At 63.9% G+C, this 13,781-nt stretch carries 16 protein-coding genes and 1 tRNA gene; 9 read left to right on the top strand and 8 right to left on the bottom strand.

Annotation, left to right across the window (positions count from 1 at the left end):
- Positions 1-109: 109 nt before the first annotated feature.
- Complete coding sequence (locus tag ACNSN7_RS14320; protein WP_418282982.1) at positions 110-808, top strand: DUF1405 domain-containing protein; 699 nt, start codon at positions 110-112, stop codon at positions 806-808.
- A 45-nt stretch (positions 809-853) separates the two neighbouring features.
- Here ACNSN7_RS14320 and ACNSN7_RS14315 read toward each other — a convergent pair.
- Positions 854-926: transfer RNA gene (locus ACNSN7_RS14315), tRNA-Arg, on the bottom strand.
- A 55-nt stretch (positions 927-981) separates the two neighbouring features.
- Positions 982-1,254: a Sec-independent protein translocase subunit TatA/TatB gene (locus ACNSN7_RS14310; RefSeq protein WP_418282981.1), complete on the bottom strand. Its 273-nt coding sequence runs from the start codon at positions 1,252-1,254 to the stop codon at positions 982-984.
- A gap of 231 nt (positions 1,255-1,485) precedes the next feature.
- Here ACNSN7_RS14310 and ACNSN7_RS14305 point away from each other — a divergent pair, with 231 nt between their 5' ends.
- The 5 genes from ACNSN7_RS14305 (at position 1,486) to arsB (ending at position 6,779) form a co-directional block, all read left to right on the top strand.
- Positions 1,486-1,758 carry a DUF7111 family protein gene (locus ACNSN7_RS14305; RefSeq protein WP_418282980.1) on the top strand — a complete coding sequence of 91 codons (273 nt, stop codon included), beginning with the start codon at positions 1,486-1,488 and terminating at the stop codon, positions 1,756-1,758.
- 458 nt (positions 1,759-2,216) lie between these two features.
- Positions 2,217-2,885: a helix-turn-helix domain-containing protein gene (locus tag ACNSN7_RS14300; protein ID WP_418282979.1), complete on the top strand. Its 669-nt coding sequence runs from the start codon at positions 2,217-2,219 to the stop codon at positions 2,883-2,885.
- 800 nt (positions 2,886-3,685) lie between these two features.
- The gene (locus ACNSN7_RS14295) at positions 3,686-4,558 is read left to right on the top strand and encodes a DUF7847 domain-containing protein (protein WP_418282978.1); all 873 of its coding nucleotides are present in this window, start codon (positions 3,686-3,688) and stop codon (positions 4,556-4,558) included.
- A gap of 477 nt (positions 4,559-5,035) precedes the next feature.
- Positions 5,036-5,491: a RidA family protein gene (locus ACNSN7_RS14285; RefSeq protein WP_418282977.1), complete on the top strand. Its 456-nt coding sequence runs from the start codon at positions 5,036-5,038 to the stop codon at positions 5,489-5,491.
- 106 nt (positions 5,492-5,597) lie between these two features.
- Entirely contained in the window at positions 5,598-6,779 is a 1,182-nt protein-coding gene (gene arsB / locus ACNSN7_RS14280) for an ACR3 family arsenite efflux transporter (RefSeq protein ID WP_418282976.1), read from the top strand.
- A gap of 85 nt (positions 6,780-6,864) precedes the next feature.
- On the opposite strand, the gene ACNSN7_RS14275 is transcribed toward arsB, so the two are convergent.
- Both ACNSN7_RS14275 and rocF read right to left on the bottom strand, forming a co-directional pair.
- The gene (locus ACNSN7_RS14275) at positions 6,865-7,779 is read right to left on the bottom strand and encodes an RIO1 family regulatory kinase/ATPase domain-containing protein (RefSeq protein ID WP_418282975.1); all 915 of its coding nucleotides are present in this window, start codon (positions 7,777-7,779) and stop codon (positions 6,865-6,867) included.
- Between the two features lie 148 nt (positions 7,780-7,927).
- Positions 7,928-8,833, bottom strand: coding sequence for an arginase (gene rocF, locus ACNSN7_RS14270; RefSeq protein WP_418282974.1), 906 nt, complete (start codon positions 8,831-8,833; stop codon positions 7,928-7,930).
- A 257-nt stretch (positions 8,834-9,090) separates the two neighbouring features.
- Here rocF and ACNSN7_RS14265 point away from each other — a divergent pair, with 257 nt between their 5' ends.
- Entirely contained in the window at positions 9,091-9,624 is a 534-nt protein-coding gene (locus ACNSN7_RS14265) for an Rrf2 family transcriptional regulator (protein WP_418282973.1), read from the top strand.
- 190 nt (positions 9,625-9,814) lie between these two features.
- On the opposite strand, the gene ACNSN7_RS14260 is transcribed toward ACNSN7_RS14265, so the two are convergent.
- Positions 9,815-10,606 carry a PHP domain-containing protein gene (locus ACNSN7_RS14260; RefSeq protein WP_418282972.1) on the bottom strand — a complete coding sequence of 264 codons (792 nt, stop codon included), beginning with the start codon at positions 10,604-10,606 and terminating at the stop codon, positions 9,815-9,817.
- Positions 10,607-10,742: 136 nt separating this feature from the next.
- On the opposite strand from ACNSN7_RS14260, the gene ACNSN7_RS14255 reads away from it, so the two are divergent.
- Entirely contained in the window at positions 10,743-11,039 is a 297-nt protein-coding gene (locus ACNSN7_RS14255; protein ID WP_418282971.1) for a DUF7565 family protein, read from the top strand.
- A 19-nt stretch (positions 11,040-11,058) separates the two neighbouring features.
- On the opposite strand, the gene ACNSN7_RS14250 is transcribed toward ACNSN7_RS14255, so the two are convergent.
- Complete coding sequence (locus tag ACNSN7_RS14250) at positions 11,059-11,667, bottom strand: thioredoxin family protein (protein WP_418282970.1); 609 nt, start codon at positions 11,665-11,667, stop codon at positions 11,059-11,061.
- A 68-nt stretch (positions 11,668-11,735) separates the two neighbouring features.
- Positions 11,736-12,161, bottom strand: a complete 426-nt coding sequence (locus ACNSN7_RS14245; RefSeq protein WP_418282969.1) for a hypothetical protein — start codon at positions 12,159-12,161, stop codon at positions 11,736-11,738.
- A gap of 127 nt (positions 12,162-12,288) precedes the next feature.
- Here ACNSN7_RS14245 and ACNSN7_RS14240 point away from each other — a divergent pair, with 127 nt between their 5' ends.
- Positions 12,289-12,486 (top strand): hypothetical protein, encoded by a 198-nt coding sequence (locus ACNSN7_RS14240; RefSeq protein ID WP_418282968.1) that lies wholly within the window; start codon positions 12,289-12,291, stop codon positions 12,484-12,486.
- Between the two features lie 13 nt (positions 12,487-12,499).
- Here ACNSN7_RS14240 and ACNSN7_RS14235 read toward each other — a convergent pair whose 3' ends face one another.
- Entirely contained in the window at positions 12,500-13,702 is a 1,203-nt protein-coding gene (locus ACNSN7_RS14235; protein ID WP_418282967.1) for a methionine adenosyltransferase, read from the bottom strand.
- Between the last annotated feature and the right edge of the window lie 79 nt (positions 13,703-13,781).

The following is a 13,781-nucleotide window of genomic DNA, read 5'->3' as shown; positions in this document are numbered from 1 at the left end:
TGATTCATCCGCTCACCGGTGAAAAAGGTTTCTTGCAAATGTCTCGGGCTGATAATTCGAACCCGTCCCCGACGGGGAGTTTTTATCGGTCCGGTACGGACCGGCGGACGTGTCTCCGATCGGTCGTCTCCGTGATCCCGCGGTCCGGCGACGGGTCCGTGCGGCGGTCGCCGAGGAGCTGCTCGGCACCACTTGGAGCCTCGGAGCCGTCCTGTTTTTCACCGTGTTCATGTTCCTCGTCGGCGTCGACTACTACGCACCGACGATCGGGACGGTGCCCGTCCTCTTGTGGCCGCTGTACGCCGACTCGGCGGTCGCGGTCGCGCTCGCGACGCTCTCGCTGCTCACACTCATTCCCACCGTCCGGTCCGGCGACGACGTCGCCGACGCGCCCGTCAGTCGTCCGCTCGCGTATCTCCATACGCTCGCGTTCGTTTGGCTCGTCCAGTTCGGGTTGTGGCCCCTCGTCTCGTTGAACCTCGCGTTCGAGGCGTACGTCACCGCTCCCGGCGCGTGGATCTACTACTGGGGCGTGATCGGAACGCATCTCCCGTTCGCGGCGCTCGCCCTGTTGTTCCCGGCGTTCGGTCGGACGACCCGGGGCGCGTTGGTACTGGCGCTCTCGCTCGTCGTCTGTCACGTCGTCGTCGACTACGGTTTCGGGTACCACCCGCCGCTGCTGTACGAACCCGGCGTCGGGCTGGCGGTCGCGACCCTCGGTATCGGCGCGTTCGCCGTCTGGCTCGCGAACCGGTCGTTCCGACGACTCGACGCGGCGTACGCAGAACGTTCCGGCGGGTCGAGGTGATCAGCTCGTTGACGGTGGTGTCGCCGTTCGCCTCGATCAGGATAGCGGGCACGACGGGATTCGAACCCGCGATCGAGAGGTTAGGAACCTCTCGCCCTGTCCGCTAGGCCACGTGCCCAAGGAGAAACTCGTCACGGTTCGTCACGTCCGGAATCGTCGACCGGGCGGGCCGATTACGCGTTCTTCTCGTCGTCCGTCTCGAGCTCCTCTTCTTCCTCGTCCGTCTCGAGCTCTTCGATCTCGTCTTTCTCGTCACCGTCCTGCATCTGTTTCAGTTCGTCCTCGACCTCCTCTCGGCCCTTCTTGAACTCACCCATCGCCTGGCCGGTCGACCGGGCGAGCTTCGGGATCTTGTTCGCGCCGAAGAGCAGCACCAACACGAGTAGGATGATGAGGAGCTCGGGGCCGGCCGGAATGCCGCCGATTAGTGGAATCGCGCTTACCATCTCTACCCGGTCGTAACCCTGTAGCGACTATAGTCTTTTTGCCTCGCTGGAAGCGACGGAACACCCGATACACGGACTGACCCCCGATATGCACGGTGCAACGGTACCGTGAGCCGTTCGATCTCCTCACGTCCGTCACTCGGAAACTGACACTCGTTCGGCGTGGGCGGAGGCGTCGCCTCGAAAGCGATGAATCGACAGATACGACAGGCACGGTCACGTACGACGGACATGGTCGATACGACACGGGAGCCGGCGGTTACGGCGCGCTACGAGGAGACAGACGCCGAGCGCCTCCTCACCTTCTCGACCGACGGTCGAACCGCGACCCTCGCACAGAACGTCGACGGCTACGCCATGGTGAAGCTCCGGACCGGGCCGGACGGTGACGAGCAGGAGCGGTACTACGGCTTCGACATGGCGCTCGATCACGCCGCCGAACTGCTCGACGTCTCCGTCGCCGACCTCCCGGTTCCGGACGCCGCAGCCGACATGGGTATGTGACGCCGGGATGCATCGGAGCGTGCTCTCGGGGGTCGGTAGCTATCCGTCCAACGCGTTTAGTTTTAAACAAATGCATATTGCAGCCGAACGGTTAGGCTGACCGGTCTCCGATATCGACCCGTCTCATGCTCGCTCCGGCGGCAACGGGTTCCGATTCGACGTCGATGGGGGCGTCACGGGACCCTGCCGTTCGGGCGATCTGAGACGACGTTGAACGGGTTCAGAGGGCTGATCGACGTGCGATCGATGGTGCGGCCGACGTGCGGCCGACGTGCGGCCGACGTGCAGGGTTCGAGGACCGAAACGGCTGTCCGGACTTCGGACTCCCGTTTCGACCAGGGACGGCGATTCATTTCTCCGAAGAGACGCAACCGGTCGCGTCGGCGTACAGCGAGTACGATTCCAGCGATCTGAAAACCCTCGGCGTCTACTAAGTGGCGGAACACGAATCGGTAGGTATGACCTCGACACACTGCCCACCCGGCTCGACCGCTGAGCCGCGCTCCGAGGGGAGCGAGGGGCTTCGTGCGGAGCTCCGCGTTCGCCCGCAAGAGGGACACGCCTGCCCGTTAAGTAATGACACCCGTGAACGGACCGTGACGGGACACGACATCGTCTGCCCCGACGGGTCGTGCGGGTCCGGGTGTGAGTGTCGGTCGATCGTCGAGACGCCGACCGGAAGCCGGATGGTCGGGAAGCGGATGGAGGAGAACTGTGTCTGTCCCGTGTTTCGCGATCACGACTGCGTCGCGTCGATCGAGGCGGTCAAGCGTGGCGACATCGTCGTTTCACTGTCCCTTCCGTCACGAGACGTCCTCTCGGCCGTCATCGAGGGACTCCGAGATCGGGGGGCGACCGTCGAGTTACGGAGCATCGCCCGGTCGGGGTCGACGCGATCGCAACGACAGCTCATGCTCGATGCGGGATCGATCACTGATAAACAGCGGGAGGCGATCGAGGTGGCGTTCGAGGAGGGGTACTACGAGACGCCACGGGACGCCGACCTCGGCGACCTCGCGGACCGCCTCGGCGTGTCGCGGTCGGCCGTCTCCCAACGGCTCACCGCCGCGGAATCGACGCTGATAGAGCAGCTGTACGAGCTCGAATCGAGCGTTGGCAGTCGGTGAGTCCCTCGGAGACACGTGGGTCGAACTCCGGAGCGTCTCGTCAGCACGGAAATCGAAGGGTTCCCCGCCGCTGATTCTGTTGAGGCCCTATTCAGTAGGCACAACACGGCACGAAGCAGCCGATCGCTGAATGGTAGTTCGTGATCGATAACGGGAGTGAGTATTGCAGTTCGTCGGTCGTGATGCGGTATTTAAACGACCGTGAGCGACGGCGACGGTTCCTTATAAAGATCTAATGCGGTGGCGCGCGCCTCCGAGCGCCCAACGGGCGCGAGGAGCGCGTGCGAGGGAGTCAGGGGCGGTCGCCGAGCGGTTCCGGCGACCGCCCCTGACGAGGCTGGGGAGGCCTGAGGCCCGGTCGCGGTGCTGTGCGGGGTGGGACTCAAAGGGGCAGCCGCGAGGACGAAGCCCGCCGCAGTAAGCACCGAAGCGAGCGACGCGAGCAAGGCGCGCAGCAAGGCGCGCGAGCCGTCGCGGCTGGGGCTTTGCAGGTGTTTACCGTCGATCCGAGTAAGACCGCTTATAAGCGATCGGCTGGGGCTTTGCAGGCGTTCATCGTCGATCCGAGTAAGACCGCTTATAAACATCCGCCAGCAACACCTCAGTTCCACGTATAAACACCCGCGCCACCGATCTGAGTCACGTACTCCCGCTATCGATCAAGAAGCGCTCTCCAACGACTGGCTAGTTCATGCGATGTTCTATTTGAAAAATGGGACCTCAATAGAGCCTCGATCTTGCAACGTTCCGGTTCGGAACATACCACCATTTTATAACTGATTCTTGGGATAACATCTGGTATGGCCCTCCTCAAAGCCCTCCGAGAAGCGCCGCGGCTCCTCCGTGAGCAACCGATTCTGTTCGTTCCGATGGCGATCTTCGCCATCCTCCAGACTCCCCAGCTGTTTGTAGACACGCTCGACCCGATGATCTCGATCGTCGGCTCGCTGCTTCTGACGGGACTGTTCGTCTTCGTGACGCCCGTCTTCTACGCCGGGACGATCGGAATGGCGAACGACGCCGCCATTGGAAGCCCGACCTCACTCGGTCGGTTCTGGAGCCACGCCAAGGAGTTCTACGCCTCCGTGTTGATCGCGTATCTGTTCATCACGGCCGTGACGTTCGGGTTCGGATTTGCCGTCTCGATCGGGGTGTTCGTCGCGATCGTCGCCATTGGGGCGGGAGGGGGTGGACTTCCGCTTACGCTCGGTGTCGGCGGCGTCATCGCGCTGTTCGTCCTCGCGTTCCTGATCGCGCTGTTCGCCGTCCACTTCTACGCTCACGCGATAGCCATCGAAGGGAACGGACCCGTCGACGGGCTCTCCCGAAGCGTCACCGTCGTTCGACACAACCTCAAGTCGGTCGTCGGGTACGGGCTCGTGTCGCTCGTGTTCGGGGGTCTGTTTGGCGGCGTGTTCGTACTCGTCGTCACGTTCGCGTTCCCGTCCGCGCCGGCTCCCGGAGAACCCGCACCGATGCCGGACCTCGTCCCGGCATTGCTCGGATCCGCGGCGTCTATCGTCGGAACCGCGCTGTTTATGACGTTCTTCGTCGTCTTCTCCGTCGTCTTCTATCGGACGCTCGTCGGGGCGGACGAGGATGCGTCCCGATCGAACGCGACGACGACCGATCACGGCTCCGATGAGTTCGACACCCCGAATCCCTCCGATTGATGCCGTACGCTGTCGTCGGCGTCGTCGCTCTCGGTCTCGCGATCGGTTGGTACGATCCGGCCACTCGCGGTCGTTGCGAACGTTCTCCGTGCCAACGTACAGGATCCAAGCGAGGTAACGAGTGCAGGGTCCTTCGTCGTCTGCCGTGGCGTTGGAAACGTTTCGAGTGTGACCATTACGTCTCCGTTCACGGGATCTCGATGCCTCGGCTTCGAGTTCGAGGCCACCGAACGGCAACCGTTCGGGATCGGGCTATCTCTGGGTGATCCCACCGGCTACGCTATCAATCCCGCACGCGAGCTCGGCCCGCGGATCGCACACACGGTGCTCCCGTCTCCGCCCGATCCTGGGGGCGCTCCGTGCGGCCGGGCTCTATCACCTTGTATAAAATCGTCTCCGGCTATCCGAGACCCGCCTCGGTGTCGATACACGACTCTCTTCGAAGAGTTTTAATATATGAATACTTACTCATATATTATGGAGACACGAGCGACTGGAGTCGAGCAGGATGAGGAGCACGAGGCCGAGATGAATATCGATCGTACACTGAGTGCAGAGAGCAAGCGACAACGCGATGGAACGGGCAACATCGGAGCGTTCGGGAAACGAACCGGATCGTCCGACCTGCGATTTTTCGAGGGTATCTTGCCAGAGAGCGGCGGAGAAGTATTGAGTGATCGCTCAATCGAAGAGCAGTTCTCGACCGCGCTCGACAACCTCGAATCGACCCTCGCCGACAATCGGAACGCAACACTCAACGACGTGATGAAACTCGAGGTCCAGCTCACGGACCCGAGCGCCGCGGAAGCGATCGATCACGTCTACGAATCGCGCTTCGACGACGTCCAGCTCCCCCCGCGGACGGTCGTCGGTGTCTGCTCGCTGCCCGGCGGGGCAAACATCCAACTTGACGTGATCGCGGCCGAGGAGTAGTCCCTCCCATCGACACGGTCATTCGATCAATGTACACTCACTCCCTCTCGACACGCCAGTATCGCTCTCCATCCGATCGATTCGATGCAGTAGAGGTGACGGTATCGTGAGCGAGACGCCACACGAGCACGGCCCCGACTGCGGCTGCGATGCCTGTGGTGACCCGCGCTCGATGGACTTCCTCGACAAGTATCTGACTATCTGGATATTCCTCGCGATGGCGATCGGTGTCGGGCTCGGCTACGTCGCTCCCGGTGTCGTCGATCCGATCCAGGAGTATTACCTCGTCGAGATCGGACTTATCGCGATGATGTACCCGCCGCTCGCGAAGGTCAACTACCGCCAGCTGCCGCGGGTGTTCTCGCAGTGGCGCGTTCTCTCGTTGAGCCTCCTACAGAACTGGCTCATCGGCCCGACGCTGATGTTCGCGCTCGCGGTGATCTTCTTCAGCGGGATCGTTCCCGCCTTCCCGGCTCGTCCCGAGTACTTCCTCGGACTGATCTTCATCGGGATGGCTCGCTGTATCGCGATGGTGCTGGTCTGGAACGACCTCGCGGACGGCTCCAGTGAGTACGCCGCCGGGCTCGTCGCGTTCAACAGCGTCTTCCAGATTCTCACCTACGGGGTGTACATCTGGTTCTTCGCGCTGTTCTTGCCACCGATTCTCGGACTCGACGCGATGGTCGCTGGCATCGGTGCGTTCGACATCACCGTCGCGCAGGTGTTCTGGGCGATCGCGATCTTCCTCGGGATTCCCTTCGCCGGCGGGATCATCACCCGACTCGGCGGCGTCCGCTCGAAGGGCGAGGAGTGGTACGAGGAGACGTTCGTACCGAAGATCAGCCCCATCACACTGATCGCACTGCTTTTCACCGTTATCGTGATGTTCGCCACACAGGGTGACAACATCCTCGCACAGCCGCTCGACGTGGTATGGCTCGCGATTCCGCTCACGATATACTTCGTCGTGATGTTCCTCGTCAGCTTCGGGATGGGCCGCGGGATCGGTACCGACTACTCGACGACGACCGCGATCGGATTCACGGCGGCATCGAACAACTTCGAACTCGCGATCGCCGTCGCAGTCGCAGTCTTCGGCGTCGGCTCCGGCGTCGCGTTCGCGACCGTCATCGGCCCGCTCATCGAAGTGCCAGTGCTGCTTGCGTTGGTGTACGTTGCACTCTACTTCCAGGAAAAGTTCGACTGGGCCGGCTACGAAACCGGACAGCTCGAACGCATGCAGCCCACTGAAACTGACGTGACGCCGTCGCAAACGGACGATGACTGAGAACGTTCCGCAGCGGTGAAATGGGCCTGTTCTCCGAAACCGTGGTCCGAACGATCTAAGTGTGTTCTATATCGCAGTAGACGGTTTATATGTTGGACACCGTCCCGAGACGTTCGAACGCTCCGCTCTCGATGGCGTCGGCGACGTCGCTGATCTCGACGTCGTCGGGGATCTCGTGGGGGTACTTCCGGCGGAAGTACTGGATCAGGTTCTTCACGTCACGTTCGAGGAACTCGCGAGCGTTCTCGTGGTCCGTCGGGACGGCTTGCGGCCAGTCGAACACGGTGATCCCGCTTTCCGCGACCGCGACGTTGTGTTCGGACATGTCCGCGTGGACCCAGCCGAGGTCGTAGGCAGTCGTCAGCTCGCGCAAGACGAGATCGAGCACGCCGACGGCCTGCTCGGGCTCCAGTTTCGCCCGTGTGAGCTCGACGCCGTCGAACTTGTCCATGACGATCGCGTGACGGTTGTGATCGATGGGCCGGGGGACCTTCACGTCGGGATACATCGTCTCCATCGCCTCGTACTCCCGCTCCGCGGCCTTGCGCGCGGTGTACATCCAGGAGACGTGGTTTCGATCGGCGGTGTACTCCCGTTCGCGATTCACCTCCCTGAAGTTGGTGTACCCCTCTCGGTGGTACTTCAATGCGAGCGGTTTGAACGACTGGGCCTCGTAGACGTCGCCCTCCTTGCCGAACCCGAGCGGGGAGCCGACGCCGTCGATCGTCTCTCGCTCGGCGAACGTCCGGAGCGCGAGTACATCGTACCCCTCGAAGGTCAGCTGGTACCCCTCGTACTGGATCGTCTTCCGCTGGATCAGCTCGCGGTCCAGACACCGATCCAGTCGGTACTCGGTCTCTTCGGAAGTCAAGTCGGCGTAGTCGGGGATCTTGTCCCGGCGGACCCACTCGGAGAAGCGCATCCCCTGCTCGACGCCCGAGAGGAGATAGAAGTCCTCGGGATCGAGCGCCGCCATGTCGCTCGCGACGTTTCGGACCATACACCGTCTACTTCGGCGATTCCTAAAAGGGGCGCGTGTCCGTGTGCCCACGTGATACACTGAATAACGATATATAGAATAGAGTATCGGCATCGGGCTCGTCATCGATCGATTCGTGAGACGTCGATCCGGCGGAGCCGGACGCCGTTTATAAAACCCGTTTCCCGAACGCGCTCGCCGCGAGTTCCGTCGCGAGCTCGGCGGTCTCGTTGTGTTGATCGAGCGTCGGATTCACTTCGACGAGCTCCATCGTTCGGAGATCCTCCGACTCGTAGACGATCTCCATGGCGGTGTGTGCTTCGCGATAGGTGACGCCGCCGCGGACGGGTGTACCGACGCCCGGCGCTTCGTTCGGGTCGAGCCAGTCGAGATCGAGGCTGACGTGGACGCCGTCGACGTCCGCGCTCGCGACATCCATCGCCTCCTCGGTGACGTCGGTGATCCCTCGCTCGTCGATGTCGGACATCGTGTACGCGGTGAAGCCGCGCTCGCGGATCAGATCGACCTCTCCCTCGTCGACGGAGCGCAGCCCGACGAGTGCGACGTTCTCGGCCGAGAGGGAGGGCACGTTCGCCCACTCGGTGTCGGCGAACTCGCCGATCCCGAGCGCGGCGGCCAGCGGCATCCCGTGGACGTTCCCCGACGGCGTCGTCGACGGCGTGTTGAGGTCGGCGTGCGCGTCGAACCACACCGCACCGATCTCCGCGTCGCGCCCGGACCCGACGAGCGACCCGATCGCGATGGAGTGGTCGCCGCCGAGCATGAGCGGGGTTTCGCCGTCGGCGAGCGTTTCGGCGACACGATCCCCGAGCCGCCGGCAGACGTCGGCCGTCTCACGGAGGAACTTCGCGTCGCCCGCGCTCGGTGGTTCGGCGTCCGGGTCGCGCTCCTCCGCCCGGGGCACCGCGAGATCGCCCGCGTCGACGACGTCGACGCCCGCATCGATCAGTTCGTCCGCGAGTCCGCCGTAGCGTATCGCCGACGGCCCCATGTCGACGCCGCGTCGGTTGGTTCCGTAGTCGGTCGGCGCACCGATGATCCTGACGGTGGTCATACGTGTTCGGCGCTCCCGACGGGCTTCAACGTTCGTGTGAGCCTGCGGTTCGCGGAGCCGTTCGGTTTCGCCGATCGACGCGGGGTACCGGAACGCACGACCGTGCAAGACGGTGATGACGACTCGAGTGAGGGTCTGAGACCATCGTGCCGGGTTGAACGGTCTGCTCCGCACCGTCGCGCCGGATGACTGACTGACGGGTCGATTTAAGAGTCCGTTCCATCGCATTTAAGCGGGCCGCCCCTGTAATCAGGCGTATGTCATCGATCGAGCTCACATCGAGCCAGAAAACCATCCTCACGGCCCTCATCAATCTCTACGGGGAAGAGGAGGACGCCGTCAAGGGTGAAGCGATCGCGGATGAGGTAGACCGAAACCCTGGTACGATCCGCAACCAGATGCAGAGCCTGAAGGCGCTCCAACTCGTCGAGGGCGTGCCGGGACCGAAGGGCGGCTACAAGCCGACCTCGAACGCCTACGAGGCGCTCGACGTCCAGCGCATGGACGAGCCGGCCCACGTTCCGATCCAACACAACGGCGAGGACGTCGACGGCGTCAACGTCGACGGGATCGACCTCTCCAGCGTCCATCATCCCGAACTGTGCCGCGCGGAGATACACGTGCAGGGCTCCGTTCGCGATTTCCACGAGGGGGACTCCGTCACGGTCGGTCCGACGCCGCTCTCGAAGCTCGTGATCGAAGGAACCGTCGACGGGAAAGACGACACGGCGAACGTACTCATCCTGCGGATCGACGACATGCGTGCGCCCGCAGAGGAGCCCGCACACTGAACGCCGGCTCGGTTTTTCCTCGGTTCTCCCCGCTTCCTCTTGCGTCTCTCCGACCTGCCGGATCGTTCAGTCGTGGCTGAGCCTGTCGGTCGAAGGTGTGCTCACGAGGGCCAGGAGGTGTGCTCACGAGAGCTGGGAAATGTGTTCACCGGGGGCCGGGATATGTGCTCACGAGGGCCGGGATATGTGCTCACCGGGGGCGATAGTCGGAAAGCTTCCCGGTGTAAATGCTGACGTCGTCGAATCGCCCCTCGTATGCCACGTTCGTCGGCAGCGTCGGCTCGTCACCCGACAGGAACATCCGATCGATCTTCGTCCACGTGTTCTCGTACGCGAGATGTGCGAACTCGATGAGGCCCCGGATCCGATGCCCGAGTCCGGCTCGGTGAACCACCGTCCGTGGGCGCTGCTCGCGGAACGCGTCGACGACGGCGTCCACGTCGTCCAGCCGGTCGTCGAACGCGGTCCACGCCTCCCCGACGGTTCCCGGCAGGTGCGCGTACGAAGAGCCGAACGCCGGCAGATCGAGCTCACGTGCTATCCGCTGTGCGCGGGCGTTCTGGTGCGGAAGAAGCTTCGTGTTGTACGTCTCGATCGCATCGAGCCGACCGGCGTGCGCTTCGATCTCCGGGCGCGTCAGCGAAACGGTGGCGAACGAGGGGTGCGGAACCAACACCGCCGCGTCCTGCCTGTCGAACTCGGCCATCGCTCCCTCGAAGGTGATGTAGTCGGGAACGGGATCGTCCAAACCGAGCGCGAGCAGGTGTCTCCGATTCCCCCAATCTCCCGTGAACACCTCTCTGGCGGGGACGACCGTGAGATCCTCGTCGGAAAAGCCCGCGGCGCGGCGGCGGATCGTCGGGAGCCGCGTGAAGTGCGGGGCGTACACGATCGCGTCCATCCCTCGCCGCTTCGCGCGGGCGACGACGTCGGCGTCGAGCCGTTTCACGTGGGCGTCGACGCGGGTTCGGGATCCAGTCACGGTCGAACGTACACGCCCCCGTGCAAAGGCGTGTCGTTCGCGGCTGGCGTGGGTTCTCGACGGAGGTCGTCGACGTCGCCGTCGGTATCGACGTGTCGGGGAAAACGGTTAACCCCCTCGACGGGAACGGTTGCATATGTCTCCGTGGACGTGCGGGATCGACGGCTGTGACGCCTCCTTCGACGACGTCGAGTCGGTCGTCGTCCATCAGACGCGCGAACACCAGCGTCACGAGTGTAAGGTGTGCGGAACGATCGTCCCCGACGGCTACTTCGCGATCCGCCACGCGTTCGACGAGCACACCCGAGCGGAGTACGTCCGCGCGTACGACGCCGACGCCGCCGCGGTCCGCCGGCGAGAGGACGTGAAACGCGACGTCGAGTCCGAGGCGGATCTCCAGGCGATCGTCGATCGGCTCGACGGGAACCTCTGAGCGAGGAGCCGTCGTCCCGTCAGTTCTCCGGCCACTTGATCGAACAGCCCCGCGACGGGCGATCCGGAACCTCGACGTCCTCGCCCGCCAGGACGGAGTCGATCGCCTCCCTGACGTAGCACTCCGTCGGCTCCTCGTCCGGACTGAGCGCGTCGTCGAGGCGGCCGTGATACCGGAGCCGCCACTCGTCGCGCCCAGCGATATCCTCGTCTCCCTCGCCGTCCCCGTCCGACCCGTCGTCTGCGCGGCCGAACAGGAAGGGGTCGGGCGTACAGACCGCGCCGTACGCCTCGGCGACCGCGCCGTCCGCGTCGCGGAGGTACGCGTCGTACGCGATCGTTCCGTCGGCGACGTACGCTCGCATCGCCTCGACGGAGTCGTCCGCCTTCTTCGAGGCGTCGTTGGGGTTGATGCCGACGACTGCGAGGTCGTCGTAGTCCGCAGCGAGCTCGTTTAACAGGTCGAACTTCGCTTTCGCGTACGGACAGTGGTTGCAGGTGAACACGATAAGGAGCGCGTCGACGTCGAACGAGTCGAGGGTGTACATCTCCCCGTCGGTTCCCGACAGCTCGAAGTCGGGTGCGACGTCGCCGCGCCCGAGTTCGGAATCGGACTCCATCAGGACCATACCGGTCGGTAGCGCGCCCGCGCTCAAAGGCGTTCCGTCCGGGCAGGACCGCATCAGACCCCGCCGAATCACCGTCGGCCCGCCACTCGAACCGTACCGACGAACGCGACCCAGCAGCCGAGGACGATGGCGACGCCGCCCGCGCCGATCGAGAGATCTCGGACGATCCGAACCGCGACCGACGCGGTCGCGAGATGGAACGGACGCTCCGCGAACGCACCGGTTCCGAGCAGCGTTCTCGACTCGGTCGACAGCGGGCGAAGCGCATCGAGCGCGTACGTTCCCACGCCTGCCCCGACGACTGAAACGAGGCCCAACACGACGGTGGCGGTCGCCAACGCGAGGAGCCATCGCTCGCCCGTTCCGTCGTTGACACCGATCGACGTTCCGTCGCTGACACCGATCGACGTCCCGTCGCTGACGCCGACCGTCTCCGTTGGACCGTCCCGACCCGGGTCGCCACGATCGGCGGACACGTCACTTCCGGATTGCATACGGGCTCTGCCCTCGATATCGGGTATAAATCTCCGGCCGAGACGAAGCGATCGCGCTGTCGCGGTCGTTCGCCGCCGCGTCGTGGACACTCGGGTGTTTTAACACGTCACGAGCGAAGGCCCCGACATGGAGTCGACGACGACGGAGAGCTACTGGACGCTCCGGCTGATGTGCGGGAACGCCGTCGGGATGGCCGCGTTCGTGTTCGCGTTCCTCATCGCGGAGGAGATAGGTATCGCGCTCGCGGCGGGAGTGCTCGTCGGCGTCATCGGCTACGTCGCCTCCAGTGCCGTCGTCGAGTACGCCACCGCGGAGCGGAGCTAGCGCCGTATCGCGATCAGAACGTCGATACGTCGCCCTCGATCACTTTTCGCGTGATCTCGGTGACGTCGCCGAGTTCGCGGTCGACGATATCGACGATGTCGGCCTCGATGTCCGCGAGATCGACGTCGTCCTCGGTTACGATCTGTGCGTCCGCAACGTGCGGCTCGTCGATCGGGCGACCGATCTGCGAGAGCAGGCGAACCTGCAGGTCGCGGATGCCGTCGACCTCGTCGGTGACCGACTCGGCGATCGACGTCGACAGCAGGTTGTATATCTTCCCGATGTGGTTGACGGGGTTCTTTCCGGAGGTCGCCTCCATCGACATCGGCCGGTTCGGCGTGATGAGTCCGTTCGCGCGGTTGCCGCGACCGACTGAGCCGTCGTCGCCCTGTTCGGCCGAGGTACCGGTGACGGTGAGGTAGATCGACCCCTCGTCGTAGTCGTCCGCGGTGTTGACCTCGACGTTCACCTCGCGGTCGGTGTGCTCCGCTGCGAGCCCCGTGACGAACTCGCGAACGTCGCCGACGGCGGCGTCGTAGTCGTCGAGGCCGTCGATGTATCGATCGACCATCGCGGCCGCGACCGTGATGTCAATGCGGTCGCCCTCGCGTTTGCCCATGATCTTCACGTCCGGGCCGAGCTCGGGGTGATCCTCGTAGTAGGTCGTGTTGAGCTCGCGTTCGGCCTCGTGGACGATCGTCTCCGTCTCCGTGAGCGGCGCGTGGCCGACGCCGAAGGAGGTGTCGTTCGCCATCGGCACCTGCTGGGTCTCCTCGCCGAAGACGTCCTGAAGGTCGCCCGAGCCCTCGCCGAGCTTGACGTCGACGATCACGTCGGTTCCGTACTCCAGTTCGGGAACCGCCTCATCGAGGTACTCGCGGGCGGCCGCGAGGGCGGTGGAGTCGACGGGGAGCTCCGCCCCGTCGTACTTCTTCGTGGCACGGCCGACGATGAGCAGGTAGATCGGCTCGACGACCTCGCCGCCGCCGAACGCCGGTGCGGCGCGACCGGCGACGAGTTGGGTCTCGTCGGTGTTGTAGTGGAGGACCTTCCCCACGCGGTCCAGATAGAGCTGCGAGAGTGAACGCGAGACCGCCTCCGCGATGCCGTCACTGATCGAGTCCGGGTGCCCGATTCCCTTCCGCTCGACGATCTCGACCTCCTGATCCTCGACCGCCTGCCGGTCGAGACGGCTGACCTGAATGTTCCGACTCATTACGTGACCGTATCCTCCCGGCCGCAGTATAACTTGCGGAAACCTCCTAGGCCACATTCATACACAGTAGTTATATTTT

The organism is Halorubrum rarum, assembly GCF_048380895.1.
Lineage (GTDB): Archaea > Halobacteriota > Halobacteria > Halobacteriales > Haloferacaceae > Halorubrum.
The sequence above is the reverse complement of the archived record's forward strand: the minus strand, read 5'-3'. Positions and strand labels throughout refer to the sequence as shown.

Coding starts and splice junctions, on each gene's coding strand:
- ACNSN7_RS14310 (WP_418282981.1), bottom strand. CDS start 1,254: ATGGTAAGCGCGATTCCACTAATCGGCGGCATTCCGGCCGGCCCCGAG.
- ACNSN7_RS14305 (WP_418282980.1), top strand. CDS start 1,486: ATGGTCGATACGACACGGGAGCCGGCGGTTACGGCGCGCTACGAGGAG.
- ACNSN7_RS14300 (WP_418282979.1), top strand. CDS start 2,217: ATGACCTCGACACACTGCCCACCCGGCTCGACCGCTGAGCCGCGCTCC.
- ACNSN7_RS14295 (WP_418282978.1), top strand. CDS start 3,686: ATGGCCCTCCTCAAAGCCCTCCGAGAAGCGCCGCGGCTCCTCCGTGAG.
- ACNSN7_RS14285 (WP_418282977.1), top strand. CDS start 5,036: ATGGAGACACGAGCGACTGGAGTCGAGCAGGATGAGGAGCACGAGGCC.
- ACNSN7_RS14275 (WP_418282975.1), bottom strand. CDS start 7,779: ATGGTCCGAAACGTCGCGAGCGACATGGCGGCGCTCGATCCCGAGGAC.
- rocF (WP_418282974.1), bottom strand. CDS start 8,833: ATGACCACCGTCAGGATCATCGGTGCGCCGACCGACTACGGAACCAAC.
- ACNSN7_RS14265 (WP_418282973.1), top strand. CDS start 9,091: ATGTCATCGATCGAGCTCACATCGAGCCAGAAAACCATCCTCACGGCC.
- ACNSN7_RS14255 (WP_418282971.1), top strand. CDS start 10,743: ATGTCTCCGTGGACGTGCGGGATCGACGGCTGTGACGCCTCCTTCGAC.
- ACNSN7_RS14250 (WP_418282970.1), bottom strand. CDS start 11,667: ATGGTCCTGATGGAGTCCGATTCCGAACTCGGGCGCGGCGACGTCGCA.
- ACNSN7_RS14245 (WP_418282969.1), bottom strand. CDS start 12,161: ATGCAATCCGGAAGTGACGTGTCCGCCGATCGTGGCGACCCGGGTCGG.
- ACNSN7_RS14240 (WP_418282968.1), top strand. CDS start 12,289: ATGGAGTCGACGACGACGGAGAGCTACTGGACGCTCCGGCTGATGTGC.
- ACNSN7_RS14235 (WP_418282967.1), bottom strand. CDS start 13,702: ATGAGTCGGAACATTCAGGTCAGCCGTCTCGACCGGCAGGCGGTCGAG.